Source organism: Actinomycetospora soli (assembly GCF_021026295.1).
GTDB lineage: Bacteria > Actinomycetota > Actinomycetes > Mycobacteriales > Pseudonocardiaceae > Actinomycetospora > Actinomycetospora soli.
This window is the reverse complement of sequence record NZ_JAJNDA010000010.1, coordinates 1-25214: the sequence shown is the minus strand read 5'-3', so window position 1 is coordinate 25214 and position 25214 is coordinate 1. Positions and strand designations below refer to the sequence as shown.

Genomic DNA, 25214 nt, shown 5'->3' with positions numbered 1-25214 from the left:
CGTCGCGGGCCGCGATGTGAGATGGGTTCTCCCGAACCGCCACCACCGCGCGGGCGCGTCCGTCATCGTCGGTGCCCGTGGCGGGCCGACGGGAGCTCATCGAGTCCGAGGACTTCCAGCGCCGCCGGGGCGTGGCCGCCCTGGTGCGCGGGGACGACCTCGCGGTGGAGGACGTCGTCCGCCGCCCGAACGCCGCGCTGCTCGCGGGGCTCGTCGTCGTGGTCCTCGTCGCGGCGGTGTCCGCGGCCACCGCGTTCCTCACCGACCGCGCCCCCGACGGCTGGCGCGACGAGGGCACCGTCGTCCTCGACCGCGAGACCGGCGCGCGCTACCTCGCCACCGACGGCCTGCTGCGCCCGGCGCCGACGCTCACCGCCGCCCTGCTCGCGGGCGGCCGCCGCGGCGAGCCGGTCCTCGTCCCGCACGCGCGCGTCCTCACCGTGCCCGTCGGGACCGCCCTTCCCGACGACGGGTCGCCGCAGCTCCCGCCCGCGGTCGCGGGCCCCGTCCCGCTCGCGGCCTGCGTGACGGGGCCGGATCGCGACGCCCCGGACCAGGTCGCCGTCCACGTCGGCCCGGTCGTCGGCCCCGCGACGGCGTTCACCGGGTTCCTCGCCCGCGCGTCCGGCACCTCGGACACCGTGCTGATCGCCGGTGGCCGCACCCACCTCGTCGACCCGCAGGCCCTGCCGCTGCTCGGCTGGTCGCCCGGCCAGGTGCGGGAGGTCCCCGGGCCGTGGCTCGGGCTGCTCCCCCGCGCGGGCACCCTGTCCCCGCGCGCGGCACCCGGGCCCGTGGTCGCCACCACCGAGGGTGCCCGCTACGTCCTCGACCGCGGCCGGGCGCGGCTCGTCGCCGACGAGACCACCGCGCGGCTGCTGCCCGCCCCGGAGCGCACCGTCGTCGCGGACGAGGTCCTGCGGCTCCCGGCCGGACCCGTCGTCGGGATCGTGGACGTGCCGAGCGCGCCTCCGGTGGTGCCCGACCGCGAGGACGCCGCCGTGCCGTGCGTGACCCGCGGCGGCGACGACCCGACCCTGCAGGTGCTCGGCGGCGTCGCGGCGCCCGGTCTGGGGCCCGGGCCGGAGCGCCTGCTCGCCGGCGGGGCACGGTCGGTGCGCGTGACCTGGCACGTCCCGCCGGGCGCCGGGGCGCTGCTGGCACCGCCGGAGTTCGACGCGGCGACGCGGCCGTCGGGCCGCGCGGTCGACGAGGGGATGGTGCTGGTCGACGCCGGCCTCGGCTTCCCGGTCGCCGACGACGAGGCCCTCCGCGCGCTCGGGTACGCCCGCGGCCAGGTGCTGCCGATCGGGCGGCCGTGGTTCGCACTGCTCGCGGCCGGTCCCCGGCTCGCCGTGCCGGACTGACTTTCCCCGAACGGCACCCACGGCGCGCGCGGGTCGGTCACCGTGGGGACCGACCGCGGTACCCGACCCGGGAGGGGGCCCTGATGGCGGGGCAGTACGACGTCTCGACCGCGACCATGGCGCAGGCGCAGTCGCGCATGGTGGCCAACGTGGCCGACATCCGCTCGGAGCTGACCGCGCTGCGCGGCCGGCTCGACGCGGTCGGAGGCCAGTGGGTGGGCGACGGGAACACCGCGTTCTCGGGCGCCCACGCGCGCTACGAGGCCGCCAACCAGAAGCTCAATCAGGCGCTCGACACGATCTCGACCCTCGTGCAGCGGGCGCAGGCGGGCTACGAGACCAGCGACGCCGACGCGTCGGGCCGGATCCACCGCTCGGGCGCCGGCATGGACGTCGCCGTCCCGGGCTTCTAGGGGAGGACACGATGGCCGACCGGATCAAGGTCTCCTTCGGCGCGCTCGACACGGCGGTCGCCGACGTGCAGGGCGGGGCGCAGGCGATGGAGCAGCGGATGCAGCAGCTGCGCTCCGACATCGCCCCCATGCTCGCCACCTGGGACGGCGCCGCCCGGGAGTCCTACGCGAACGCGCAGGCCCAGTGGGACGCGGGCTGGCAGGAACTGCAGGCCGCCCTCGGCGAGCTCGGCCGCACGACGGCCGGGGCGAACCAGGGCTACAGCGACGCCGAGCGGGCCGCCATGCAGTCCTTCCAGGTGTGACCGCCGGGGGCCGACTCACCCGTCGGCCTCCGGCACCCACCCGATCTGCACGGGCTCCGGGTCCGCCCGCCGCGTGACGTACTGCGCCCGGCCCGGCGGGAGATCCGTCGCCCGCACCCCGTGCAGCAGCGTGCCCTCGTCGCGCGGCCCGGAGAGCAGCAGCCCCGGACCGCCGAGCTCGCGCAGCCGCCGCAGCACCGGCTGCATCATCGCCGCCGACGCCCCGGACGCGGACCGCGCGAGCACCACGTGCAGTCCGATGTCCCGGCCCTGCGGCAGCAGGTCGAGCAGCGCCGCGAGGGGGTCACCGCCCGGCGTGGCCACGAGGTCGTGGTCGTCGACCACGACGAGCATGTGCGGGCCGTCCCACCAGTCGCGCGCCCGCAGCCGGGCCGGGGTGACGTCGGGGCCGGGCAGCCGGGCGGCCACCTTGGCGGCGGCCGCGGGCAGGGTCTCCGCCGCCGCGGGCGCCGAGCCGAGATACACCGACAGGTGCTCCGGCGGCACCGCGTCGAGCAGCGTGCGGCGGTAGTCGACGACGACCACCCGCAGCTCCTCCGGCGGGTGCGCGGCGCACAGGGCGGCGATCACCGCGCGCAGGGCCGCGGTGCGCCCCGACCCGGCGTCGCCGAGGACGAGCAGGTGCGGGTCCCGCCCGCCGAGGAGGTCGAGCGGGAGCGGCCCGAGGTCGCTCTCGCGCAGCCCGAGCGCGCCCGGGGGCAGGCCGGCCAGCGGGACGAGCGGGGGCAGCATCCGGATCGGCGGCGCCGCGGGTCCGGACCAGCCGGCGGCGGCCCGGGTGGCGGTGGTGGCCGCGTCCTCGGTGCAGCCGGCCTCGTCCGTGATCACCGGCAGCGCGAGCTGCGCCTTGAAGCCCGCCCCGACCAGCGCACGGCCCGGCGTCGTCGGGACGCTGCGAGCGGCGCGACGGTCGATCACGGAGTCGGCGGCGTCGCCCAGCCGCAGCTCGATCCGGGTCCCGAGCGCGTCGCGCAGCGCCGGCCGCATGTCCCACCACCGGCCCGCGGTCACCACGAGGTGCAGCCCGTAGCCGAGCCCGCGGGCCGCGAGCGCGGTCAGACGCGGTTCGAGGTCCTCGAACTCCGCCCGCAGGGCGCCCCAGTCGTCGACCAGGAGCAGGACGTCGGGCTCCCGGTCGACCACGGCGACCGCCGTGGACGGGCGCTCGCGCAGCTCCGCCATCGACTCGACGCCGCGCTCGGCGAAGGAGCGCTCCCGCGCCGCCACGAGCGTCTCGAGCTGCGCGACGAGCCGGCGCACCACCTCCGGGCGCTGCCGGCCCGCGACGCCCCCGACGTGCGGCCACCGCTCCAGCGCGGACAGCGACCCGCCGCCGAGGTCGATCGCGTAGACCACCAGCTCGGCCGGGGTGTGCGTCAGCGCGGCCGCCGTGACCAGCGTGCGCAGCGCCGTGCTCTTGCCCGTGCGGGGCGCGCCGACGACGCCGAGGTGGCCGCCGGTGCCGGACAGGTCGACCACCAGCGGTTCCTGCGCCTGCCGGTCCGGCCGGTCGACCACCCCCAGCCCGACCGTGAGCGGCCCGGGCCGCGGTGCGAGCAGGCCGTGCCCCGCGGTGAGGGCCGGGCGGGGCAGCACCGCGGTCAGCGGCAGCGCCGTCGGCAGCGGCGGCAGCCACACCTGGTGCACGGGCTCGGCGGCCGCGCGCAGCCGGTCGACGACGACGTCGAGCGTGGATCGCTGCTCGGGGTCGGACAGGTCCAGACCGAGCGCCGGCATCGTCTCGGCGACCTCGCCGCGCCCGTCGAAGGCGCGGAACACCCGGGCGTGCGAGTGCCGCACCACGCCGCGCACCGGCTCGACGTACGGCGCGGACACCGTGGAGACCCGCAGCCGCCGGTACACGCTGGTGTCGACCTTGAGGTACGCCGAGCCCGGGACCGGGGGCAGGTCGAAGGCGTCGGTGTTGCCGATGACGGTGCGGCTCTCGGCCGCGGAGAACGTGCGCAGCGCGAGCCGGTAGGACAGGTGCGAGTCCAGCCCCCGCAGCCTCCCCTCCTCGAGCCGCTGCGTGGCGAGCAGCAGGTGCACCCCCAACGACCGGCCGACCCGCCCGACCTGCACGAACAGGTCGATGAAGTCCGGCTGCGCGGTGAGCAGCTCGGAGAACTCGTCGACGACCACGAGCAGGTGCGGCAGCACGGGCACCGCCTCGGGGCGCGCGAGCCGCAGCCGGCGGTGCTCCCGGATCCCGGTCAGGTTCCCGGCGTCGCGCAGCAGCTGCTCGCGGCGGCGCAGCTCGGAGCGCAACGCGTCGCCGAACCGCTCGACGGTCTCCGGGTCGTCCTCCAGGTCGGTGATCGAGCCCGCGACGTGCGGCAGCGTCGCCATCCCCGCGAACGTCGCGCCGCCCTTGTAGTCGACGAGGACGAGCGCGAGGTCGTCCGGCGGGTGCGTGGCGGCGAGACCGGTGACGAGCGTGCGCAACAGCTCCGACTTCCCCGACCCGGTCGCGCCGACGACGAGGCCGTGCGGACCCATCCCGGAGAGCGCCGCCTCCTTGAGGTCGAGCTCGACCGGCGCCCCGTCGGCGTCCACCCCGAGCGGCACGCGCAGCAGCTCGGACTCCGGGCGGCGCCGCCACGTGACCGCGGGGTCGAGGGCGGCGACGTCGTCCACGCCCAGGAGGTCGGCCAGCCCGTTGACCTCGGCGAGCGCCCCGCGCCCGGCCCGCCGCGAGAGCCGCATCGGGGTCAGCCGCCGCGCGAGCGTCTCCGCCTCGGCGAGGCCCAGCACGTCGGGCACGAGCCCGGTCACGACGGCGAGCGGCGCCAGCGCGGGCGGCGGGCTCCCGTCCCGGCCGCGGCGGACCTCGAGGCCGGGCCGGTCCCCGACGTGCACCGTGACCTCGGCCGCCGCCGGGCGGTCCAGCGGGTCGGTCACGACGTGGAGGACCCCGACGCCGAGCGCGGGCAGGTCGCCGAGCGGGTCGGGCACCGGGAGCGCGCCGTCGACGAGGACGACGAGCGCCGGTCCGGCCGCCGGCCCCCCGGGTCGAGCTCCCGAGCGCCGCCGGGCGAGCTCGGCGTCGAGCAGGTGCCGCAGCCCCTCCGCGTCCTCGGCGGCCAGCAGGCCGGTGCCGTCGGCCCCGCCGCCCGCGGGGTGCCGCGCGTGGGGCAGCCACTTGACCCAGTCCCACGCGGCGCGGGCGTCCGACGCGTCCGGGCCGTCGGGGCAGCAGACGGCGACGCGGACGTCGTCGGGGGCGTGCAGCGCCGCGAGCTGGGCGAGCATGGCGCGGGCCAGGGCGCGGCCACGGGCGGGGTCGCCGACGACGGCCACCGCGCCGCGCAGCGGGACCGCGACCGGCACGTCCGACACCGGCCCGAGGCGCTCGACGAGTCGGCGGGCCGCGGCCTGGGTGCCCGGGTCGCGCGGCTCGCTGGGGTCGGCGTCGGCGAGCACGGGCGCGGCGACGCCCGGCACGCGGCCGCGGCCCACGCGCAGCACGAGGAAGTCGGGGTCGTCGGGGCGCCGTTCCCAGAGCCGTTCGGCACGGTCCGGGAACCCGACCAGCGACGGCGGGTCGGGGTGCTGCTCCTCGGCGACGCGGCGCTGGTCGTCGGCCGCGGCCCGGAGCTCGCCCCGGACCGCGGCGAGGTGGGCGACGTAGCGCAACCGGGCGTCGGTGCCCTGCTCGCGGGACCGGCCGCGGGTCTGCAGGAACATCAGCACGCCCATGCCGAGCGCGCCGAGCACGAAGATGCCGCCGGCGAGGAAGTAGATCGGGTTCCGGTTGACGATCGCGACGACCAGGATGCCGCCGCTGCCCAGCAGCGGGAACAGCGCGGAGGTCCACGGTGTGGGCGGTCCACCGCCGCTCGAGGCGGGCGGGTCGACGAGACGGACGGGTGCGGGAGTTGGTCGAACCGGCCCACTGCGCGGGGGTCGGTGGACGAGGATGTCGTTCATGGCCATGGCCCGTCAGCCCTCCCCGCCCGCGACCGGTTCGTGGGACGGCCCGGGCGACGACGGCTCCTGGTGCACGGTGCGGGTCCGCGGCCCGGAGGGGGCGGTGGACGCCGCGCTGCCGGCGGGGGCCACCGTGGCGGAGGTCGTCGACGAGCTCGCGGCCCGGCTGCTGCCCGGCGCGCCGCTGGTGCGCGGCGCGGACGGTCGTCCCTGGTACCTGCACCGCACCGGGGCGGGGCCCATGCCGCCCGGGATCTCGCTGGCGGCCGCGGGGGTGCGCGACGGCGACGTGCTGCACCTGGGGCCCTGGCCGATGCCGCGCCCGGCGCAGCCGGTCGACGACGGCCTCGTCGCCCTCGCCGAGGGCGCGGGGCAGGTGCCGCGGTGGACCGTGCGCGGCGTCGGGGTGCTCGTCACCGTGCTGCTCGTCGTCGTCGCGGCGGTCGGGGCGTCGCTGTCGCTGGCGGTGCCGGGCGGCCCGCTCGTGCCGCTGGCGCTCGCGGGCATGCTGCTCGGCCTCGCCGCGCTGCAGCGTCGGACCCGGGCCACCGTCCCGCTCGACGGCCCGCCCCCGGGCGACGACCTGCCGACGCTGGGAGCAGGGCTCGCGTCGCTCACGGCGTGGACCGCGGCCGGGGTCGCAGGCGGCCTCGTGGCGCGCGGCGGCCTGCCGCTCGTGCTGACGCTCGCGGGGTCGGCGCTCGCGGTGGGGGCGGCCTCGGCGTGGCTGGTGGTCGGGGAACGCGGGTCCTGGTGGGCCGCGGCGGGCGCGCTCGGGGCCGGGTTCTCGCTGCCGTCGGCGCTCGTGGCGGGCGGGGTGCTCCCGGCCCCGCGCGCGGTCGCGGTGGCGCTCACGCTGTGGCTGGTGCTGCTCGTGGCGCTGCCGTGGATCGTCACCCGCAGCCGCACGTGGATCGAGCCGCGGGAGGACGCCGAGCACCTCGTCGACCACGCCGCGGCGACCCGCCGGACCCTCGACCTGGCGGTGCTCGCGGGCAGCACCGCCGCGGCGGTGGGGCTGTGGGTGCTGGCGACCTCGTCCGGCGGCGGCATCGTCCTCGGCTTCTGCACGGCCGTGTCCGTGACGGCGGTGCTGCGGGCACGGCGGTCGGTGTTCGTGGGCGAGTCCGCCGCGGCCGTCGGGGCGGGCGTGGTGGGCCTCGCGGGCGTCGCGTGGGCGGTGGTGCTCACGGGCGGTCCGGCCGGGCGGGCGGTGGTCGCCGCCGTCGCCGTCGCCGTGATCGGCGGGCTCGTCGGGCTCGGCGGGGCGTTGCGGACCGCCGAGCTCACCGACGACGGCGTCGCGGCCTGGTGGCGCCGACCCCGCACGCAGCGGTTGCTGGGATGGTTCGAGACCGGTGTCGCGGTGTGCGTGCTGCCGCTGCTGGCCGGGGTCCTGGGCATCTACGCCGCCGCTGCCGACGCCGGGGCGCGCTTCTAGCGGACCGTCCGGCCCGCGGCGGCGTCGGAACCGGCCCCGCCACCGCCCTGCACCGTGCCGTCGAGCGCGCCGGCCGCACCGGTGTCGGCCGACTCGTAGTTCCCCGCGGCGGTGACGACGTTCCCCGCCGCGGCGGCGGCGGCGTCCGCCAGCTCCTGCGTGCGGCTCTGCAGCTCCGCCCCGAGGGCGGCCAACGCGCCCGCGAGGCCACCGCCGTTCACCCCGCCGCCGGCCGAGCCCGCCGCCCCGGCCGCCTGCGCCCCCGCCGTCGCGAACCCGCTCCCGGCCGTCGAGAGCCGGCCCGCCCCCGCACGCATCGCGGCGGTGTCGGCGTCGAACGGCTGGGACATGCGCGGCCTCCTGGACGGTCGGTGTCGATCGACGTCCCGACGGTAGGAGGGCGACGCGGGCCGTGGGTGTCGTTCGGGAGAAGTCGGGCTCCGGAGACCGGTGGGTGCTCACCGTTCCGCCGACCTCGTCGTGGCCTCCCGGCGCGCGGCGCCCACCTTGTCGTTGTGAACAACTGCGACAAGGCAGCCGGTCGAGGGGTGCAACCCGCGACAAGGCGGGCGAGGCGAACCCGACGACCGCTCCGTCCGGCGCGAGAGCGACACCAGGCGTCCCGACGGGCCGCGGGACCTGCCTGATGTGCTCGTCGCGCGACATTCGTCCGGATCGGTCTCCGCGCCGACACCCGACGCTCGTCCGGACGTCGCACGCGGGCCATCCGGCTGCACCCACGACCGGGCGACCATGCAGCGGTGTCCCCCACCACCACACGGCGGGCCGTCCTGCTCGGGGGCGCCGCCGCGCTCGCCGCCGCGGCCACCAGCAGCCTCACCGTCCCGCGCGCGCTCGCGGCTCCCGCCGCCGGCGAGGTCTTCACCCTCGGGGTCGCCTCCGGTGACCCCACGCCCGACGGGGTCGTGCTCTGGACCCGCCTCGCCCGCGACCCGAAGCGGCCCGACGGCGGGATGACCGAGCGCGCCGTCGACGTCGACTGGCAGGTCGCCGACGACGAGCGCTTCACCCGTGTCCGCGCCGCCGGACGTACCCGCACCGGCCCGGAGGACGGGTACGCGGTGCACGTCGAACCGCGCGGGCTCCCCGCGGGCGGCACGTTCTTCTACCGGTTCGGCGCGCGGGGCCGCATCTCGCCGGTCGGGGTCACCCGGACCGCCCCCGCCCGGGGCGTGAACCCGCTGACCATCGCCTTCGCCTCCTGCGCCATGTACGAGCACGGGTACTTCACGGCCTACCGCCACATGGCCGAGGAGCAGCCCGACGTCGTCCTGTTCCTCGGCGACTACCTGTACGAGGAGGCGGCGGGCACGTACCGGGCCCCGAGCGGCAACCCGCGCAGCTACGACACCCCCGAGCCGCGCGACCTCGCCGGCTACCGCACCCGCTACGCCTACCACCACGCCGACGCCGACCTGCAGGCCGCGCACGCGGCCGCCCCGTGGATCAGCGTGTTCGACGACCACGAGGTGTCCAACAACTGGGCCGGCGACGTCCCCGAGAAGCCCGACCCGGCGTTCCTGCAGCGCCGGGCCGCGGCGTTCCGGGCCTGGTACGAGAACATGCCGGTGCGACCGGCGCAGCGGCCGCGGGGCTCGTCGATCCGGTGCTACCGCCGCCTGTCGTGGGGCGACACGGCCACGTTCCACATGCTCGACACCCGGCAGTACCGCGACGACCAGGCCTGCGGCGACACCTACCCGAGCGACTGCGCCGAGCTGACCGACCCGCGGCGCACGCTGACCGGCGGCGCCCAGGAGCGCTGGCTCGTCGACGGCTTCCGGCGCTCGCGCGCCCGGTGGGACGTGCTCGGCCAGCAGGTGTTCTTCTCCGCGCTCGACCTCGTGCCCGGACCGCCGCGCGGCTTCAACCCGGACGCCTGGGACGGCTACGCGGTGGAGCGCGACCGGATCGTCGCGGCGTGGCAGGAGGCTCGGGTGCGCAACGCGGTCGTGCTCTCCGGCGACATCCACACCCAGTACGTGGCCGACGTGCCGGCCCGCTCCGGCGACCCGAGCTCCCCGGTGGTCGGCACCGAGCTGGTGTCGAGCTCGATCACCTCGGGCGGCGACGGCGCGGACAGCCCCGCGGAGGTCACCGAGGCGCTGGCGGAGAACCCGCACATCCGCTTCGGGTCCGACCGGCGCGGCTACCTGACGGCGCGCTTCGAGGCGGACGTCATGCGCACCGCCGTCCGGGTGGTCGACCGGGTGTCGACGCCGGGTGCCCCCGTGCGCACGGCCGCGGCCTTCACGGTGGCCGACCGCTCACCGGGCCTGCGACCCGCCTGAGGGGTTACGATGGCGAGGACGGCGCCGGGCTCGTCCCTCGAGCCCGGCGCCCTCCTCTTGCGCAGCCACCTCGGGCGCCACCACAACACCCTCGCGGCCGGTTCGTGAGCGGATCGTCGTGCTCTCGATCTCGCTGAGGTGAGCCTAGCCTAACTCGGGCGGGGCGCAACACCCCGCGGCGACGAATCTGCGGCGCGTCCGCAGCGTCCGGCCATCCCGCGCAGTGCGGTGCCCAGCTCGGCGGGCTCCTCGACCTCGAACTCGAACCCCAGCGCGGCGAGGACGACGGCGACCCCGTGCACGTCGTCGCCCGCGAGCCGGACCCGGCACGTGCCGTCGCCGAGGTCGTCCAGGCCCACCTGGTCGGTCCAGATCCGGGCCCGGACCTCGTCGACCGTGGCGTGCACCCGGGCCCGGCACCGCACGGGCCGCACGTCGCGGACCTTCGACGCCACGTACTCCGCGGGGTCGCCGCCCGGGACCTCCCGCGGCACGAACCGCGGACCGGTCGCGAGCCCGTCCGGGGCCACCCGCGGGACCACGCGGTCGAGGCGCAGCGTGCGCCAGTCGTCGCGGCCGAGGTCGTAGGCGAGCAGGTACCAGCGCCGGCCCCAGGCGACGAGGTGGTGGGGCTCGACCCGCCGCCGTGTCCCCGTGCCGTCGTGCGCGGTGTAGTCCAGGTCGAGCACCCGCCGGTCCCGACAGGCCCCGCCGACGGCCACCAGCGTCGCCGGGTCGACCGACGGCGTCGCCCGCATCGGTGCCACCGTGGACACCCCGACCGCCCCGACCCGCCGTCGCAACCGCTCGGGGAGGATCCGCTCGAGCTTCACCATCGCGCCGACGGCGGTCTCGGAGAGACCGGCGATCCCCGCCCCGCCCGCCGTCTGCAGGCTCACCGCGACCGCGACCGCCTCCTCGTCGTCGAGGAGCAGCGGCGGCAGCGCGGCGCCCGCGCCCAGCCGGTACCCGCCGGTCGGGCCGAGGTCGACCTCGACCGGGTAGTCCAGACTCCGCAGCTTCTCCACGTCGCGGCGCACCGTGCGCACCGAGATGCCGAGCCGCTCCGCCAACTCCGGGCCGGACCACTCGGGTCGGGTCTGGAGCAGCGAGAGCAGACGCAGCAGGCGGGCCGAGGTCTCGAGCACAGAGGAATCCTGCCGCAGGAGGCGGTCGGGACCCGACCGCCTCTCAGCAGGTGACCGGCGTGGCCCGACCCGCGAAGCGCGCCTCGAGGAACGCGAGCGCGGGCGGGAACCCGGCCGCCGCGCCGGCCACGTGCGTCGGCACCGGCAGCGGCAGGAACTGCACCGCGGCCCCCTTCGCGCACCAGTTCCGCACCATCGTCGCGTCCTGCTCGAACGGCACGATGTCGTCGGCGACGGAGTGCACGACGAGCACCGGCACCCGCGGGGCGATCGTGCCGATGCGCTGCTGCTCGACGCGGCTGCGGAACGGCTCGCGGGCGAGGATCTGCGCGAGCGTGCTGCCGTCGGCGGTGAGGGTCGGCGACCGCAGGCCGGGATAGCGCACGACCGTGTCGCCGACGCACTGCTCGCGGGTCTCGGCGAGCAACCGCTTCCCGGCCGCGTTCAGCTGGTCGGGCACCCGCAGGTCGGGGTACGCGGCGTCGAACCCGTTGAGCGCGTACCCGACGAGCCCGGCGGCGGGCTTGCCGTCGAGGAAGGTGCCGGTGGCGGCCAGGTCCGCGGGCACGGCGCCGGCGTAGGCGCCGACCAGGGTGCGCTGCACGTCGGGGGCGTAGGACGGCGCGAGCTCGGCCGCCGATGCGGAGGCCCCACCGCCCTGGGAGTACCCGGCGATCGCGGTCGGCGCGTCGACCGGGACGCTGCCCAGCTTCTTCGCGGCGCGTGCCGCGTCGAGCACCGCGTGGCCCTGCGCGAGCCGGTTGACGTACGTGTGGACGCCCGGCGTGCCGAGCCCCTGGTAGTCGGTGACGGCGACGGTGTAGCCGCGGGCGAGCAGGCCGCCGACGAAGGCCGCCTCGTACTCGGTGCCCGCCGGGAACTGGCGCGACGGCGCGCACCGGTCGGCGATGCCCTGCGTGCCGACCGCGTAGCTGATCAGGCGCCCGTTGGCCGGCGCGAGCGGGCGCAGCACGACACCGCTGACCGCGATCGGGCGGCCGGAGGTGTCGGTGCTGCGGTAGAGCACGCGGGTGCCGCGCGCGGGCACCGTCGGCGTGCCGACCGGCTCCGAGCGGATCACGTCGCCGTTCTGCCCCGGCAGCGAAGACGGCGGGTCGTAGAACCCCGCGGGTTCCGCCGCCCGGGCGAGTCCGATCGGCGTCAGGAGCAGAGCGGTGACCAGGGTCACCAGCCTTCGGAGCACGATCGGGGACCTTAGAGGCCGATCGTGACCGCGTGTTCACCGGCCGTGGTTCCTCCGTGCCCGTACGATCTCGGGTGATGGCCAGGCCCGTGAAGACCCCGCCCACGCCCCGCTACCGCTTCGAGCGGGAGTCCCGGTACGTCGTCACCGTGGTGGCCGACGACGGCGAACGACTCGACCACCGGCTCGACGCCTACCAGGGCTGGCTCGCCGGCCCCGACGGCATCCGCCACCGGTTCGGGTCGGCGCGCCGCACGCGCACCGAGATCCCCGACCACCGCATCGCGGCGACGGTCGGGCCGCTGTCCGGCTGATCGCGGGAGAGCACGCCCGGACCCTGCCCGGTCGGGCGTGCTCCCGCGCTCGCGGGGGTGTCCCCGCGACGTCGGTGTCCCCCCGGTCCCCGTGCGATGCCGCCGCCTCCGACTCGGCGGTTCGCGTCCACGACCGGGGTCGCGACTCCGATCAGCTGACCAGGCCGCAGCGGAAGCCCTGGGCCACCGCCTGCGCGCGGTCCGAGGCCGAGAGCTTGCGGAAGAGCCGGCGGGCGTGGGTCTTCACCGTGTCCTCGGACAGGTAGAGCTCGCGGCCGATCTGGCCGTTGCTCTTGCCCTGGCTCATCCCGCGCAGCACCTGCATCTCGCGCTCGGTGAGGTTGATGCCCGCGCCCGGCTCCGAGGACTGGCGCTGCGCCGGGAAGACGTCGCCCATCGTCGTCGACGCGAGCGCGGCGACCAGCTCGGGCCGCGAGGCGTCCCAGCGCAGGTAGCCCCGCGCCCCGCCCGCGATCGCGGCGGCGATGCTGCCGGCGTCGTCGGGCGCGCCGAAGACGATGACGTTGGCCTGGTGGTGGGCCGTCACGAGCCGGCGGGTGGCCTCCGCGCCCGAGCTGACCGCGCGCTGCGTCCCGATGAACACGACGTCGACCGGCTGGCGGGCGTAGCGGGCGAGCAGGTCCTCCGGGGTCGCCACGCAGTCGATGCGCTGCACGCCGGGCACGGCCGACATGACACGGGTCAGGCCCTCACGGACACTGCGCCGGTCGTCGCAGATCAGAACCGTCCTCATACAGACTCCGTCTCCAGTGTTGCCTCGTAGCGGCGAACCGCCCTCGGTGGGCGCTGTCCTCATATCGGCGTCCCCGCCCGGGACCTTGACCCTCGAATCACACCCCTGTTGTTATCGCTGCGTGATCGTCTGGAGTGTCCGTGTCGCAGAATCGTGAAGCGCAAGGTCCGCGTCGGGTACTCCTGCTCCACGGGCCCAACCTGAACCTGCTCGGGCGACGCGAGCCCGATGTCTACGGCTCCGAGACCCTCGCCGACGTCGACGACCGGGCGTGCGCCCTCGGCGTCGAGTTCGGCCTCGAGGTCGACGCGCGGCAGAGCAACCACGAGGGCGTGCTGGTCGACGCGATCCACGAGGCGATGGACGGGATCGCGGGCGTCGTCATCAACCCCGGCGCGTACACCCACACCTCGGTGGCGATCCGCGACGCGCTGGCGGCGATCCCGTGCCCGGTCGTCGAGGTGCACATCTCGAACGTGCACGCCCGCGAACCCTTCCGGCACCACTCCTACGTCTCGCCGGTGGCGACCGCGGTGATCGCCGGGGCGGGCACGCTCGGCTACGACCTCGCGCTGCGGGTCATCGCGTCGAGGACCTGAGCGCGTCCAGCTCCGCGGCGAGCAGGTCCGGGAACTGCAGCGGCACGAAGTGCGTGCCGGGCACGCGGACCAGCCGCGCCCCGGGCACGGCGTCGGCGAGCGCCACCATGTCCTCGACCGGCGCCATCGTGTCGAACTCGCCGGCGATTACCGTCGTGGGGACGCGCACCGCGTCGACCGGGATCGGCGGTTCCTTCCCCGCCGCGAGCACCATCTGCGAGAACCACGTCCAGTCGTGGTGGGAGAACTCCCGCGCGACCTCGGCGAGCGTCTGCAGCGGGGGCGGCGCGAAGGCCGCGAGGGGCGTGGCGGCCCCGACGTCCATGCTGCGCGGCAGCAGCGAGATCAGGCCCGCCACCGGCGGGCCGACGATCCGCAGCGACCACGCGCTCGCCGTCGAGATCCCCCGGGAGAGGAACGCGGGCGCCCAGGACGGTCCGCTGCGGAACCCGCCGCCCGCGACGCCGCCGAGCACCAGCAGCGACGAGACCCGCTCCGGGGCCCGGCGGGCCGCCTCGAAGGCGACCGCCACCCCGACCGACCAGCCCACCACCGCGGCCGAGTCGATGCCCGCCGCGTCCATCACCGCGAACATGTCGTCCACGTGGTCGCCGATCGTGATCCGCTCCGGGTCGGCGGGGCGCTCCGACCCGCCGAGCCCGCGGTGGTGCCAGGTCACGGCCCGCGGCGTCGCCGACGACGGGTGCCCGTCGCCCCCCAGCCACGGCCACGCCGCGGGCGAGGCGCCGAGACCGTTGGAGATCACGACGTCGGGCGCGGGGCGCCCGACGCACCCGTTGTCCCACCAGCGGATCCGGGTGCCGTCGGGCGCGACGACGTCGTCGAGGTGGGGCATCCCGCGAGCCTAGGGAGGCCTCAGGACGCCCGCGCGCGGATCTCGTCGCGGGTCAGGTACGAGGTGGTGCCCTCGAACTCGTCGACCGTGGCCTTGCGGTCGGCGAGGAAGCCGATGCGGATGAAGTCGTCGCCGCCGAACAGGTGGAGGATCCAGTTGGCCACCACCCGCGCCCGCGTCCGCATGAGCGGCAGCGCGAAGAGGTGGTAGCCGCGGGTCACGACCTGGGCCGGCATCCCCTTGAGCTCCAGGAAGAGCGGGTGCGCGACGGCCTGCGAGCCACCGAGGTCCACCACCAGACCGAGGTCGTGGTGCTTGTAGTCGGTCAGGGGCTCACCGCGCAGCGAGGCCACCACGTTGTCGGCCGCCTTCGTCGCCATCCGCGTGGCGTGCTGGGCGGTCGGCGGGCAGATCGCCTCCGGGTCGTCCTGGGTGAGGTCGGGCACCGCGGCGCAGTCGCCGAGCGCGAACACCCCCGGCTGCCCCTCGACCTGCAGGTCCGCGCCCACCTTGAGCCGCCCGCGCACCAGCTCGACGTCGAGGTTCTTCACCAGCGGGCTGGAGGTGACCCCGGCGGTCCACACGAGCGTCCGACAGGGCACGACCTCGCCGTCGGTGAAGGTGACCGCCTCGTCCGTGACCTCCTGGACCCCGGTCTCGAGCTTGATCTCCACGCCGCGGCGGCGCAGCAGGTCGAGCGCCTGCTCGCCGAGCCGCTTGCCGAGCTCGGGCATCAGGCGGGGCGCGATGTCCACGAGCGTCCAGCGCACCATCCCCGGGTCGAGGCGCGGGAAGCGCTTGAGGGCCGACTCGGTGAGCAGCTGCAGACAGGCCGCGGTCTCGGTGCCCGCGTAGCCCCCGCCGACCACGACGAAGCGGCAGCGGGCCGCCCGCTCGGCGTCGTCGGTGGCCGCGTTGGCGAGCTCGAGCTGGGCGAGCACGTGGTCGCGCAGGTAGGCGGCCTGCGCGAGGTTCTTCATGCCCAGGGCGTGGTCCTCGAGGCCCGGGATGTCGAACTGGCGCGTGACGCTGCCGGGGGCGAGCACCAGCCGGTCGTAGGGCAGGTCGACCTCCTCCCCGGAGATCTTGCGGACCACGCAGCACTTCCGCTCCAGGTCCACCCCGACGACGGTGCCCGGCAGCCGGTGCGCGCGCCGCACCGCGCGCGGGAGCGGCACCGTCACCGACTGGGCGGTGATCACCCCGGCGGCGACCTGCGGCAGCAGCGGCAGGTAGAGCATGTAGTCGTTGGGGGCGACCAGGACGACCTCGACGGACCCGTTCCCGATCTCGTGGCGCAGCACCTTCTCCAGGCGCTTCGCCGTCTCCAGCCCGGCGAACCCCGCCCCGACCACGACGATCCGCTCCGCCATCTCGCCACCTCTCCACCGCGTCGTCACGCCGGCAGCGGTGCGCGACGTCCCATCCGCCGGAAGATGCCCCCCGAGGGCCGAGATGACACCCTCTGCTCCCGTGACCGCCGTGCTCTTCACCGGTTTCCCCGGTTTCCTGGGCTCCGCCCTCCTCCCGCGCACCCTGCGTCGCGATCCCACTGCGCGCGCGGTCGCCCTGGTGCAGCAGCGCTGGCTGGGCCGGGCCCGCGAGGCCCTGGCCGAGATCGAACGCGCCGAGCCCGCGCTCGCCGGTCGCACCGACCTCGTCGTCGGGGACATCACGACGGCGGGTCTGGGGCTGGATCCGGCGGTCGCCGACCGGCTCCTCGGCGAGCAGCTCGAGATCTTCCACCTGGCGGCGGTGTACGACCTGTCGGTCGCCCCGGAGATCGCCTGGCGGGTGAACGTCGACGGCACGCGCCACGTGGTGGACCTGGCCCGACGCGCGGCCGACGGCGCCGGGCTGCGCCGGCTGCAGTACGTCTCGACCTGCTACGTCTCCGGGCGCTACGACGGCCTGTTCTACGAGGACGACCTCGAGCTCGGCCAGCCGTTCGCCAACCACTACGACCACACCAAGCACGAGGCCGAGCGCGTCGTCGCGAAGGCGCGGGACGCGGGCCTGCCGGTGACGATCTACCGCCCCTCGGTGGTGGTCGGCGACTCGACCACGGGACGGACGCAGAAGTTCGACGGCCCGTACTACGTGCTGCAGCTCCTGCTCCGGCAGGGATCGACGGCGCTCATGCCGCTGCCGCGCGGCGCCGACCGGGTGGCGTTCAACCTGGTCCCGTCGGACTTCGTCGTGGACGGGATCGCCGCGCTGGCCGGGCACGGCGGCGCGGTCGGACGGACCGTCGCCCTGGCGCAGCCGGACCCGCCGACGGTCACCGAGATGTGCGAGGCGTTCGCCGGGCAGGGCGGCCGGCGGCTGCGCGTGGTGCCGATGCCGACCGCGCTCGCCGCGTTCTCGATCGACCACGTGCCGGGCGTCGGACGGCTGTTCCAGGTGCCGTCGTCGACGTTGGAGTACCTCACCCACCCGACGCTCTACGACACGACCGCGACGACCGCGCTGCTCGCGGAGGTCGGCGTCGTGTGCCCGACCTTCGCCGACCACGTGGGCCCGATGGTCGAGTTCTTCCGCTCGCACCCGGAGGTCGGCAGCGCCGCGATGGTGTAGCGGTAGCCTCGCGGCGTGGATGGGTCGAGCGCGGCTCCGCTCCGTCTCCCGGGCGTGCGCATCGCGCTCATCGACTCCGGTCTCGGCATGCTCCCGACGGCGGGCTGGCTGCGCCACCTGCGTCCGGACGCGCACCTCGACCTGCTGATGGACCCGGCGGGCATGCCCTGGGGCTCCCGCCCGGGCGCGTGGATCGTCGACCGGGTGCTCGACGCCGCGCGGCTCGCGGTCGCCCGCGGCGCGGACGCCGTCGTGGTGCCGTGCAACACCGCGAGCGTCAACGCCCTGGTGCCGCTGCGCGCCGAGCTCGAGCCGGGCCGCCCCGTCGTCGGGACCGTCCCCGCGATCAAGCCGGCCGCCGCGAGCGGCGCGCCGTTCGGGGTCTGGGCCACGGAGGCGACCAGCGCGAGCGCTTACCAGGCCGACCTCGTCGCGCTCTTCGCCGCGCCGGGGCAGGCGACCGCCGTGCCGTGCCCGGGGCTGGCGCGGGCGGTCGAGAGCGCCGACCGCGACGCGATCGCCGACGCGGTGGCCGCCGGGGCGGGGCGCACACCGGACGACGTCACGGGCGTGGTGCTCGGCTGCACCCACTACCCGCTGGTCTCGGACGCGATCGCCGCGGCGCTCCCGGGCGTGCGCCTGTTCGACAGCGCCGGCGCCGTGGCCGGCCAGACCCTGCGCCGCCTCGGCCTCGCCCCCCGCCCGGACGCCGAGCCCGCCGGGGTGTCGGTGGTGCTCTCCGGCGACGAGGGCCCGCTGCCCGCCGCGGCTCGGGCGTACCCGGTCGGCGCGGCCCTGGCGGCCGGCGGTCGGGTCGGGATCGACCTGCTCCCACCCGCCGTCCGGGAACCGGTTGTGAGCAACGAGTCGTTCTCTGGTGCACGACCGGTCCCCGGTCGTTGAATACGGGAATGCCCAAGGCCACCACCACCGCCCGGGACGATCGCGCCCTCCTCGTCGAGACCGAGGAGCGCCTGGTGGCCCGGTGGGCCGCCGAGGGGGTCGCGCCGGACGCCGTCCGGGGCGCCGTCGCCGCGGCCGTCGACCGGCTCGCCGGCGCCCGCGTGCATTCCTTCCTGCCGATCCTCGTGGAGCGCCGGGTGCGGCAGGAGCTCGGCCGACCGGGCGGGCTCGCCGCCGGCGCCTGAGCCCCGGACCGGCCCCGTGACGCGACCGGGGCATCACCCGCACGCCCGTACGCTGACGGGGTGAGCCCCAGCCGCCGTGCGTCCGCCGCGCGGATCGTCCTCGGGACCGTCCTCGCGCTCGTCGTGACGGCCGGGTGCGCCGGTCCCACCTCCTCGTCCGGCCGCGGCCCGTCCTCGGGGCCGACCGGGGAGGGCGTGGTGTGGCGGTCGGGCACCACCGCCGACGTGCTCGACTCCTACCGCGTCACGCCCTGGAACACCGACGACGCCGAGGACCCGCGCGCGGTGGAGTCCCCCGACGTCCCGGGCCGCACCGCGGTCGAGTACACCGTGCCCGGGGGCGGCACCCGCTCCGAGCTCGAGCCCGCGTACCGCAGCTTCCGCCCCGACGACGAGTACTGGTTCGGCTTCGCGGTGTACCTGCCGTCGGGGTTCCCGGTGGACGCCTCGGACTGGCAGGTCATCGCGCAGTGGAAGAACTCGGGCGACGGCAGCCCGCCGCTGTCGATCCAGGTCCGGGGCGGCCGGTTCGTGCTCGACGGCGGCGAGGGCATCGGCGAGCACTGGACCCGCGACATCGGCCCGGCCCGCGCCGGCGCCCGGTCTGACCTGGTCCTGCGCGTCCGCTTCTCCGACGACCCCGACGAGGGCAGCATCGACGTCGTCCACGACGGGCGCGAGGTGGTCTCGGACTACCGGCCCCGCGGCGGCACCCTCTACCCGGACGAGGTCTCGTACCTCAAGACCGGTCTGTACCGGTCGGACGACATCTCCGACGAGGGCTCGGTCTACTTCGACGACGTGGTCATCGCGACGAGCCGCGAGGCGGCCTCGTCGCTGGCGTCCAGCTCCTGAGCCTCACCGCGTCAGGAACGCCTCCGCCGCCAGCCACACGCCGAACACGAAAAACAGCACGGCCGCGCCGATCCGGACGGCCTTCTCCGGGAGCTTCCGCCCCAGCAGGCGGCCCACCACGATGGCGAGGCCGTCCGCGATCACCATCCCGACCGTGGACCCGAGCCACACCCCGATCACGCCACCCCAGCCCTGGTACTGCGTGGCCAGCGTGATGGTGGCGAGCATGGTCTTGTCGCCGAGCTCGGCGAGGAAGAACGCGACCGAGGCGGCCACGACGGCGGAGCCGCTCGAGCGCGCCGCCTTGTGCTCCTCGTCGGCGGTGAGCCGGTCGCCCCGCAGGGTCCAGAACCCGAAGCCGACGAACGCGACGGCGGCGACCAGGCTGATCCAGAACGTCGGGAGCGCCGCACCGAGCAGGTAGCCGACGCCGACGGACACGGCGTGCACCACCGCGGTCGCGATCGTGATCCCGACCAGGACCGGGAGCGCCTTGTAGCGGGTGGCGAACGTCAACGCCATCAGCTGGGACTTGTCCCCGAGCTCCGCCACGAAGATGACGGCGAAGCTGACGGCCGTGGCGGCCAGGAAGGTGGCCACGAAGGGGTCCACGAGGGTCCTCTCGTCTCCGGCCGGACCGGAGTCACGGGCGGCTCCGGCCCGACCCGTGCGTGCAACGGATCGGAACCGAAGGTCTCGCCCGCCACCGTGGAGCCGGTGGCCGCCGCGACCGGATGCACGCCCCCGGACGGATCCGGCGACGGCGATCAGTGTGTCGACCGCGGTGTTGGGAGCTACTCCCCCTCGTCGCCGAGAACCCTAGCAGCCCGGCGGCGACCCGTCGGGCGGATCGCGACGCGGCTCACCGTGCCCCGGCGGCCGGTCACCGCGTGCCCACGATCGGGCGTGCCGCTGCGCTGGCGGGGCGACGTCACGCTCGGACATGATCTCCGTCACGTTCCCGATCGGACCAACGATGACGTCGTCGACCGCCGGACGGGGCACTCGGCGACATCGCGACGAGGCGAGGGAGACGGGATGACGGAGCAGGCGACCCACCCGGTCGACATCGACGTGCGCACCCGCCTGTTCACCTGGTTCACCGACCGGGCCGGGGTCATCGCCATCAGCCGCATGAGCACCGAGGACCTCGCCCGCGCCCGCAGCCGGCGCCTCTCCCACAACGTGGTCACCTCGCGGGTGTTCGGGCCGATGCCCGCGGACGTCTCGCTGACCGACCTGCGGGTCGACCTCGCCGGGGCGACCGGGGCCACCGACGCCGACGCCCCGACCACCCTGCGCGTGTACCGCCCGCACGGGCCGCTGCCCGGGGGACGCCGCCGCGGCGACGGGCTGCCGATCGTCCTGAACTACCACGGCGGGGGCGGGTCCCTCGGCAACCTCGACCAGTCCGACTGGCTCTGCGCGCAGGTGGCGGCGCGGATCGGCGCGCTCGTGGTCTCCGTGGACTACCGGCTCGCCCCGGAGCACCCCTACCCCGCCGGGCGCGACGACGGGTACGCGGCGCTGGTCTGGGCGGTCCGCCACGCCGACGCGCTGGGCGGCCGGACCGACCAGGTCGCGGTGATGGGCGACAGCGCGGGCGGCAACCTCGCGGCGGTCGTCGCGATGATGGCGCGCGAGGCCGGGCCGGCCATCGACGCGCAGGTGCTCATCTACCCCGTCGTCGACCTGTCCCTGGACGCGGAGTCGACCGCGGCCTACGAACGCGGGCCGCTGCTGACCAAGGCCGACATGGACGTCTTCCGGGCCAACTACCTCGGGCCGGACGGCGACCCGACCGACCCGCTGTGCTCCCCGCTGCTCGCCGCGGACCACCGCGGCCTGCCCCGCGCGCTCGTCATCACCGCGAAGGTCGACCCCCTGCACGACGATGGCGTGGCCTACGCCGACGCGCTGCGCGCGGCGGGGGTGCCGACCCGGCACCGCGACCACGCGCGGGCCGTGCACGGCTTCATGTCCTTCCCCGGCATGTGCCGGGCGGCCACCGCCGCGCTCGACGAGATCTGCGCCGAGCTCGGCGGGGCCTTCGGGCTCGTCCCGGCGGATCAGGAGGACATGAAGAGCCCGCCGTTGACCGAGTAGACCTGCCCGGTGATGTAGCCCGAGTCGGGGTCGGCGAGGAACTCCACCACGCGGGCGACCTCGTCGGGCTGGCCGAGGCGGCCGAGCGGGACCTGGCCCACGATCTTCTCGAGGGCGGCCTCCGGGACCCCGGCGACCATGTCGGTCTCGATGTAGCCGGGCGCGACGCAGTTCGCCGTCACACCCTTCTTCGCCCCCTCCATCGCCAGGGACATCGTGAGGCCGAACAGACCCGACTTGGTGGCCGCGTAGTTCGCCTGGCCCGCGTTGCCGCGCTCGCCGATCACCGAGGAGATCGACACGATCCGCCCGCTGCCCCGTTCCCGCATGTGCTGGAACGCCAGGTGGGACATGTAGAAGGTGCCCGACAGGTTGACTTGGATGACCTTGTCCCAGTCGTCGACCTCCATCTTGTGGAGCATCTTGTCGGCGGTGATGCCGGCGTTGTTCACCAGGATGTCGATCCGACCGTGCTGGTCGTAGACCTCCTGCACCACGCGCTCGCAGTCCTCGCGGCTGCCGATGTTGCCCTGGTGGATCGTCATCCCGGGGTACTTCTCGGCCAGCTCGGCCGCGGCGTCCCGACCGTTCGAGTAGCCCACCGCGACCTTGCAGCCCCGGTTGGCCAACCGTTCCGAGATCGCCTTGCCGATCCCGCGTGCGCCGCCCGTCACCACGGCGACCTGTCCGGTCATGTCCGCCATCACGACACCCTTCGCTCGTCGTCGTCCGCATCGCCTGCGGCTCCCACCGATGGGTGACGTGCCCGTTGGTGTCAGCGGTCACACGTATCTATGCGTCTTGCGACACACCCGTGACGAGGTCCGGCCGTTCGTCGCAGGCCACGCGCCCGAGCGCCGCCGGACGGCTCGTTGCGAACTATGCCTAGCGGACTTACGGTTCGCCGAGCAGCCGGTGCCGTCGCCTGTCGCCGGTTGCCCGAGGAGGAATCCCGCCATGACCGTGACCACCGGACACTCCGTGACCGACGGCGCCACCGAGGCCCCCGACGCGCCCGCCATCGACCCGGTCGACCCCGCGGCCTACCTGCGGACCTTCCGCGGCGAGACCCTGCGCAAGGCCACCACCGCCCTCGTCGAGGGCGGGGCCTACGTGACGACCCGGGCGCTCGCGCAGGCCGCGACCCCGCACCGCACGGTGTACGACGCCGTCCGCTGGTGGGGCCACGTCCTCGGCCGGCGCCGGCCGTCCTGGTCGACCGAGCACCGCGTCGTCTGGGAGACCCCGATCGCGCGGCTGCGCGACTTCACCTCCCCCGAGGACCCCGCCACCGACGTCGTGCCGACCCTCGTGCTGCCGCCGCAGGCCGGGCACGACTCGTGCATCGTCGACTTCCAGCCCACGCAGTCGCAGATGCAGGTCGTCCGCCGCGCCGGCCTGACGAAGGCGTTCACCCTCGACTGGGTCGGCGCCACGCAGGCCACGAAGAACACGACGATCGAGGACTACGTCGCCGTCGTCGACCGGGCCGTGGACACCGCGCTGGAGGGCACCGGCCACACGTCGGTGAACCTCGTCGGCGACTGCCAGGGCGGGTGGCTCTCCACGATCTACGCCTGCGTGCACCCCGAGCGGGTCAACACCCTCACCCTCGCGGGCGCGCCGATCGACTTCCACGCCGGCGACACGGCCATCGGGGCCTCGTCTCGGGTGATGACCCGCCGTTACGGGAAGCTGCCGTACCGGACGATGGTCGCCATGGGCCGCGGCAACATGCCCGGCCAGTTCGTGCTCAACGGCTTCATCGCGATGAGCCCGGACGCCGAGATCGCCAAGCACGTCGACCTGCTGCGCCACCTCGACGACCCGGCCGCGATCGCGCGCTACCAGGCCTTCGAGGACTGGTTCAAGCACACGCAGGACGTGCCCGGCACGTTCTACCTCTGGCTCGTCGAGCACCTGTTCTCCGGCAACGAGCTCATCGAGGGCCGCCTGGAGGTCGGCGGGAAGCGGCTGTCCATGGCCGACCTGTCCTGCCCGCTGTTCCTGCTCGGCGGCGCGACCGACCACATCACCCCGCCGGTCCAGGTGTTCCGGGCCGCGGACGCGGTCTCGACGCCCGCCGACCAGGTGTGGAAGCGGACCGCCCCCGGCGGGCACCTGGGCCTGTTCATGGGCAACCAGGCGCTGCGCGAGGAGTGGCCGCCGCTGATGGCCGAGGTCGCGCGCTACTCGGGAGTCACCTCCACGGGCACGCGCAAGGGCTCCAAGAAGAGCTCCGACTGAACCGATTCCCGTGAGCGGTGCCGCGCCTTGGGTGCATGTTCGCCCCTGGGGTGTGGGCACCGACACGGGTAGGTTCGAGGACTCCGGCGGTCGTCGCGGTCCTCACCCGACGTCGTGTCAGCGAAGACTCCCGACAACGTCCAGGAGGAAGCCCATGCCCGGCTCCGTCATCGTCTCCGGCGCCCGCACGCCGATCGGCAAGCTCTCGGGGGCGTACGCCGACCTCACCGCCCACCAGCTCGGGACCACGGCGATCAAGAAGGCGCTCGAGCAGGCCGGCATCTCCGGTGACCAGGTCGAGTACCTGATCATGGGCCAGGTCATCCAGGCCGGCGCCGGCCAGAACCCCGCCCGCAAGACCGGGACCGACGCGGGCATCCCGATGTCCGTACCGTCCTTCACCCTCAACAAGGTCTGCCTCTCCGGCCTCGACGCGATCGCGATCGCCGACCAGATGATCCAGGCGGGCGACTACGACGTGGTCGTCGCCGGCGGCATGGAGTCCATGACGGCGGCGCCGTACCTGCTCCCGAAGGCCCGCCGCGGCTACAAGTACGGCGGCGGCAAGATCATCGACGCCACCGAGTACGACGCGCTGACCGACGTCTACGACGCCGAGTCGATGGGTGCCTCGACCGAGCGCTTCTCGAAGGCGATCGGCCTCACCCGCGAGGCGATGGACGAGTTCGCCGCCTCCTCGCACCAGCGTGCCGCGGACGCCGCGAAGAACGGCCGGTTCGACGCGGAGCTGGCCCCGGTGTCGGTGCCGCAGCGCAAGGGTGACCCCCTGGTCGTCACCGAGGACGAGGGCGTCCGCGGCGACACCACGGCCGAGGGCCTGGGCAAGCTGCGCCCGGCGTTCGACAAGGAGGGCGCCATCACGGCCGGCACCTCCTCCCAGATCTCCGACGGCGCCGCGGCCGCGGTGGTCATGTCGGAGAAGAAGGCGAAGGAGCTCGGCCTCGAGATCCTCGCCCGCATCGGCCACCACGGCTGGGTCGCCGGCCCGGACAACTCGCTGCTCTCGCAGCCGTCGCGGGCGATCTTCAAGGCGCTCGAGCGGGAGGGCCTCAAGCCCGACCAGCTCGAGATGCTGGAGCTCAACGAGGCGTTCGCCGCGGTCGCGCTGCAGTCGACCGAGGAGCTCGGCGTCGACCCCGCGCGGGTCAACCCCGACGGCGGCGCGATCTCGCTGGGCCACCCGGTCGGCATGTCCGGCGCCCGGATCGCGATCCACCTCGCGCACGAGCTCAAGCGCCGCGGCGGCGGGATCGGTGCCGCGGGCCTCTGCGGCGGCGGCGGCCAGGGCTCGGGTCTGATCCTGTACGTCTGATCGACCCCGCACGACCCCGGACGGGCGGTCACCTCCCCGCGAGGTGGCCGCCCGTTCTTTCGTCCGCAGACCTTGCGTAGTGCCCGGCGTGACGTGGAACCCTGCACGCGCACGCATGAACGCATGAGCCGACGACGTGGAGGGCGAAGAATGCCGCAGGAGGTCCGGGGCGTGGTGTCCCGGGAGAAGGGCAAGCCGGTCACCGTCGAGACGATCGTGATCCCCGATCCGGGTCCCGGTGAGGCCGTGGTCGCGATCCAGGCGTGCGGGGTGTGCCACACCGA

General features: G+C 75.4%; 23 protein-coding genes and 1 pseudogene. 15 read left to right on the top strand and 9 right to left on the bottom strand.

Annotation, left to right across the window (positions count from 1 at the left end; translation table 11 throughout):
* Positions 1-77: 77 nt before the first annotated feature.
* From LN037_RS33720 to LN037_RS17170, 3 genes are all read left to right on the top strand, one after another.
* Positions 78-1367 carry a type VII secretion protein EccB gene (locus LN037_RS33720; RefSeq protein ID WP_230754782.1) on the top strand — a complete coding sequence of 430 codons (1290 nt, stop codon included), beginning with the start codon at positions 78-80 and terminating at the stop codon, positions 1365-1367.
* Between the two features lie 83 nt (positions 1368-1450).
* Positions 1451-1780: a WXG100 family type VII secretion target gene (locus LN037_RS17175; RefSeq protein ID WP_230754780.1), complete on the top strand. Its 330-nt coding sequence runs from the start codon at positions 1451-1453 to the stop codon at positions 1778-1780.
* Between the two features lie 11 nt (positions 1781-1791).
* Positions 1792-2085 (top strand): WXG100 family type VII secretion target, encoded by a 294-nt coding sequence (locus LN037_RS17170; protein WP_230754779.1) that lies wholly within the window; start codon positions 1792-1794, stop codon positions 2083-2085.
* A gap of 15 nt (positions 2086-2100) precedes the next feature.
* On the opposite strand, the gene eccCb is transcribed toward LN037_RS17170, so the two are convergent.
* The gene (gene eccCb / locus LN037_RS17165; RefSeq protein WP_230754777.1) at positions 2101-6042 is read right to left on the bottom strand and encodes a type VII secretion protein EccCb; all 3942 of its coding nucleotides are present in this window, start codon (positions 6040-6042) and stop codon (positions 2101-2103) included.
* On the opposite strand from eccCb, the gene LN037_RS17160 reads away from it, so the two are divergent.
* Positions 6035-7477, top strand: a complete 1443-nt coding sequence (locus tag LN037_RS17160; RefSeq protein ID WP_230754775.1) for an EsaB/YukD family protein — start codon at positions 6035-6037, stop codon at positions 7475-7477. The two genes, eccCb and LN037_RS17160, sit on opposite strands and share 8 nt — an antisense overlap.
* On the opposite strand, the gene LN037_RS17155 is transcribed toward LN037_RS17160, so the two are convergent.
* Positions 7474-7827 carry a type VII secretion target gene (locus LN037_RS17155; protein ID WP_230754773.1) on the bottom strand — a complete coding sequence of 118 codons (354 nt, stop codon included), beginning with the start codon at positions 7825-7827 and terminating at the stop codon, positions 7474-7476. The genes LN037_RS17160 and LN037_RS17155 overlap by 4 nt on opposite strands.
* Before the next feature lie 411 nt (positions 7828-8238).
* On the opposite strand from LN037_RS17155, the gene LN037_RS17150 reads away from it, so the two are divergent.
* Positions 8239-9789: an alkaline phosphatase D family protein gene (locus tag LN037_RS17150; protein ID WP_230754771.1), complete on the top strand. Its 1551-nt coding sequence runs from the start codon at positions 8239-8241 to the stop codon at positions 9787-9789.
* A 149-nt stretch (positions 9790-9938) separates the two neighbouring features.
* On the opposite strand, the gene LN037_RS17145 is transcribed toward LN037_RS17150, so the two are convergent.
* On the bottom strand, positions 9939-10937 hold the full coding sequence (locus LN037_RS17145) for a helix-turn-helix transcriptional regulator (protein ID WP_230754770.1): 999 nt from the start codon (positions 10935-10937) through the stop codon (positions 9939-9941).
* 43 nt (positions 10938-10980) lie between these two features.
* The gene (locus tag LN037_RS17140) at positions 10981-12141 is read right to left on the bottom strand and encodes a lipase family protein (protein ID WP_230754769.1); all 1161 of its coding nucleotides are present in this window, start codon (positions 12139-12141) and stop codon (positions 10981-10983) included.
* A gap of 77 nt (positions 12142-12218) precedes the next feature.
* Here LN037_RS17140 and LN037_RS17135 point away from each other — a divergent pair, with 77 nt between their 5' ends.
* Positions 12219-12455, top strand: a complete 237-nt coding sequence (locus LN037_RS17135; RefSeq protein WP_230754768.1) for a hypothetical protein — start codon at positions 12219-12221, stop codon at positions 12453-12455.
* Between the two features lie 151 nt (positions 12456-12606).
* Here the strand turns inward: LN037_RS17135 and LN037_RS17130 are convergent, their stop codons facing one another.
* Positions 12607-13209, bottom strand: a complete 603-nt coding sequence (locus LN037_RS17130) for a response regulator transcription factor (protein ID WP_230754767.1) — start codon at positions 13207-13209, stop codon at positions 12607-12609.
* A gap of 140 nt (positions 13210-13349) precedes the next feature.
* Here LN037_RS17130 and aroQ point away from each other — a divergent pair, with 140 nt between their 5' ends.
* On the top strand, positions 13350-13808 hold the full coding sequence (gene aroQ, locus LN037_RS17125) for a type II 3-dehydroquinate dehydratase (RefSeq protein WP_230754766.1): 459 nt from the start codon (positions 13350-13352) through the stop codon (positions 13806-13808).
* Here the strand turns inward: aroQ and LN037_RS17120 are convergent.
* A complete protein-coding gene (locus LN037_RS17120) occupies positions 13789-14664 on the bottom strand; it encodes an alpha/beta fold hydrolase (RefSeq protein WP_230754765.1) in 876 nt (291 codons plus the stop codon). The genes aroQ and LN037_RS17120 overlap by 20 nt on opposite strands.
* A gap of 20 nt (positions 14665-14684) precedes the next feature.
* A complete protein-coding gene (locus LN037_RS17115; RefSeq protein ID WP_230754764.1) occupies positions 14685-16037 on the bottom strand; it encodes an NAD(P)/FAD-dependent oxidoreductase in 1353 nt (450 codons plus the stop codon).
* Between the two features lie 100 nt (positions 16038-16137).
* Between LN037_RS17115 and LN037_RS17110 the strand changes: the two genes are divergently transcribed.
* The 4 genes from LN037_RS17110 to LN037_RS17095 are packed head-to-tail and all read left to right on the top strand — an operon-like array spanning position 16138 to position 19244.
* Positions 16138-17241 (top strand): SDR family oxidoreductase, encoded by a 1104-nt coding sequence (locus LN037_RS17110; protein ID WP_230754762.1) that lies wholly within the window; start codon positions 16138-16140, stop codon positions 17239-17241.
* Between the two features lie 15 nt (positions 17242-17256).
* Positions 17257-18144: a glutamate racemase gene (locus LN037_RS17105; RefSeq protein WP_230754760.1), complete on the top strand. Its 888-nt coding sequence runs from the start codon at positions 17257-17259 to the stop codon at positions 18142-18144.
* Positions 18145-18152: 8 nt separating this feature from the next.
* Positions 18153-18389, top strand: coding sequence for a three-helix bundle dimerization domain-containing protein (locus LN037_RS17100; protein ID WP_230754759.1), 237 nt, complete (start codon positions 18153-18155; stop codon positions 18387-18389).
* 60 nt (positions 18390-18449) lie between these two features.
* Positions 18450-19244, top strand: coding sequence for a polysaccharide lyase family 20 protein (locus tag LN037_RS17095; protein ID WP_230754757.1), 795 nt, complete (start codon positions 18450-18452; stop codon positions 19242-19244).
* Between the two features lie 3 nt (positions 19245-19247).
* Here LN037_RS17095 and LN037_RS17090 read toward each other — a convergent pair whose 3' ends face one another.
* A complete protein-coding gene (locus LN037_RS17090) occupies positions 19248-19856 on the bottom strand; it encodes a TMEM165/GDT1 family protein (RefSeq protein ID WP_230754755.1) in 609 nt (202 codons plus the stop codon).
* A gap of 426 nt (positions 19857-20282) precedes the next feature.
* Here LN037_RS17090 and LN037_RS17085 point away from each other — a divergent pair, with 426 nt between their 5' ends.
* Positions 20283-21350: an alpha/beta hydrolase gene (locus tag LN037_RS17085; RefSeq protein WP_230754753.1), complete on the top strand. Its 1068-nt coding sequence runs from the start codon at positions 20283-20285 to the stop codon at positions 21348-21350.
* Here the strand turns inward: LN037_RS17085 and LN037_RS17080 are convergent.
* A complete protein-coding gene (locus tag LN037_RS17080; protein ID WP_230754751.1) occupies positions 21314-22054 on the bottom strand; it encodes a beta-ketoacyl-ACP reductase in 741 nt (246 codons plus the stop codon). The two genes, LN037_RS17085 and LN037_RS17080, sit on opposite strands and share 37 nt — an antisense overlap.
* A gap of 253 nt (positions 22055-22307) precedes the next feature.
* Here LN037_RS17080 and LN037_RS17075 point away from each other — a divergent pair, with 253 nt between their 5' ends.
* From LN037_RS17075 to LN037_RS17065, 3 genes and pseudogenes are all read left to right on the top strand, one after another.
* Entirely contained in the window at positions 22308-23597 is a 1290-nt protein-coding gene (locus LN037_RS17075) for an alpha/beta fold hydrolase (RefSeq protein WP_230754748.1), read from the top strand.
* Positions 23598-23751: 154 nt separating this feature from the next.
* Positions 23752-24930, top strand: coding sequence for an acetyl-CoA C-acetyltransferase (locus tag LN037_RS17070; RefSeq protein ID WP_230754746.1), 1179 nt, complete (start codon positions 23752-23754; stop codon positions 24928-24930).
* Between the two features lie 150 nt (positions 24931-25080).
* Positions 25081-25214 (top strand): annotated as a pseudogene (locus LN037_RS17065) (S-(hydroxymethyl)mycothiol dehydrogenase); the annotation flags it as partial.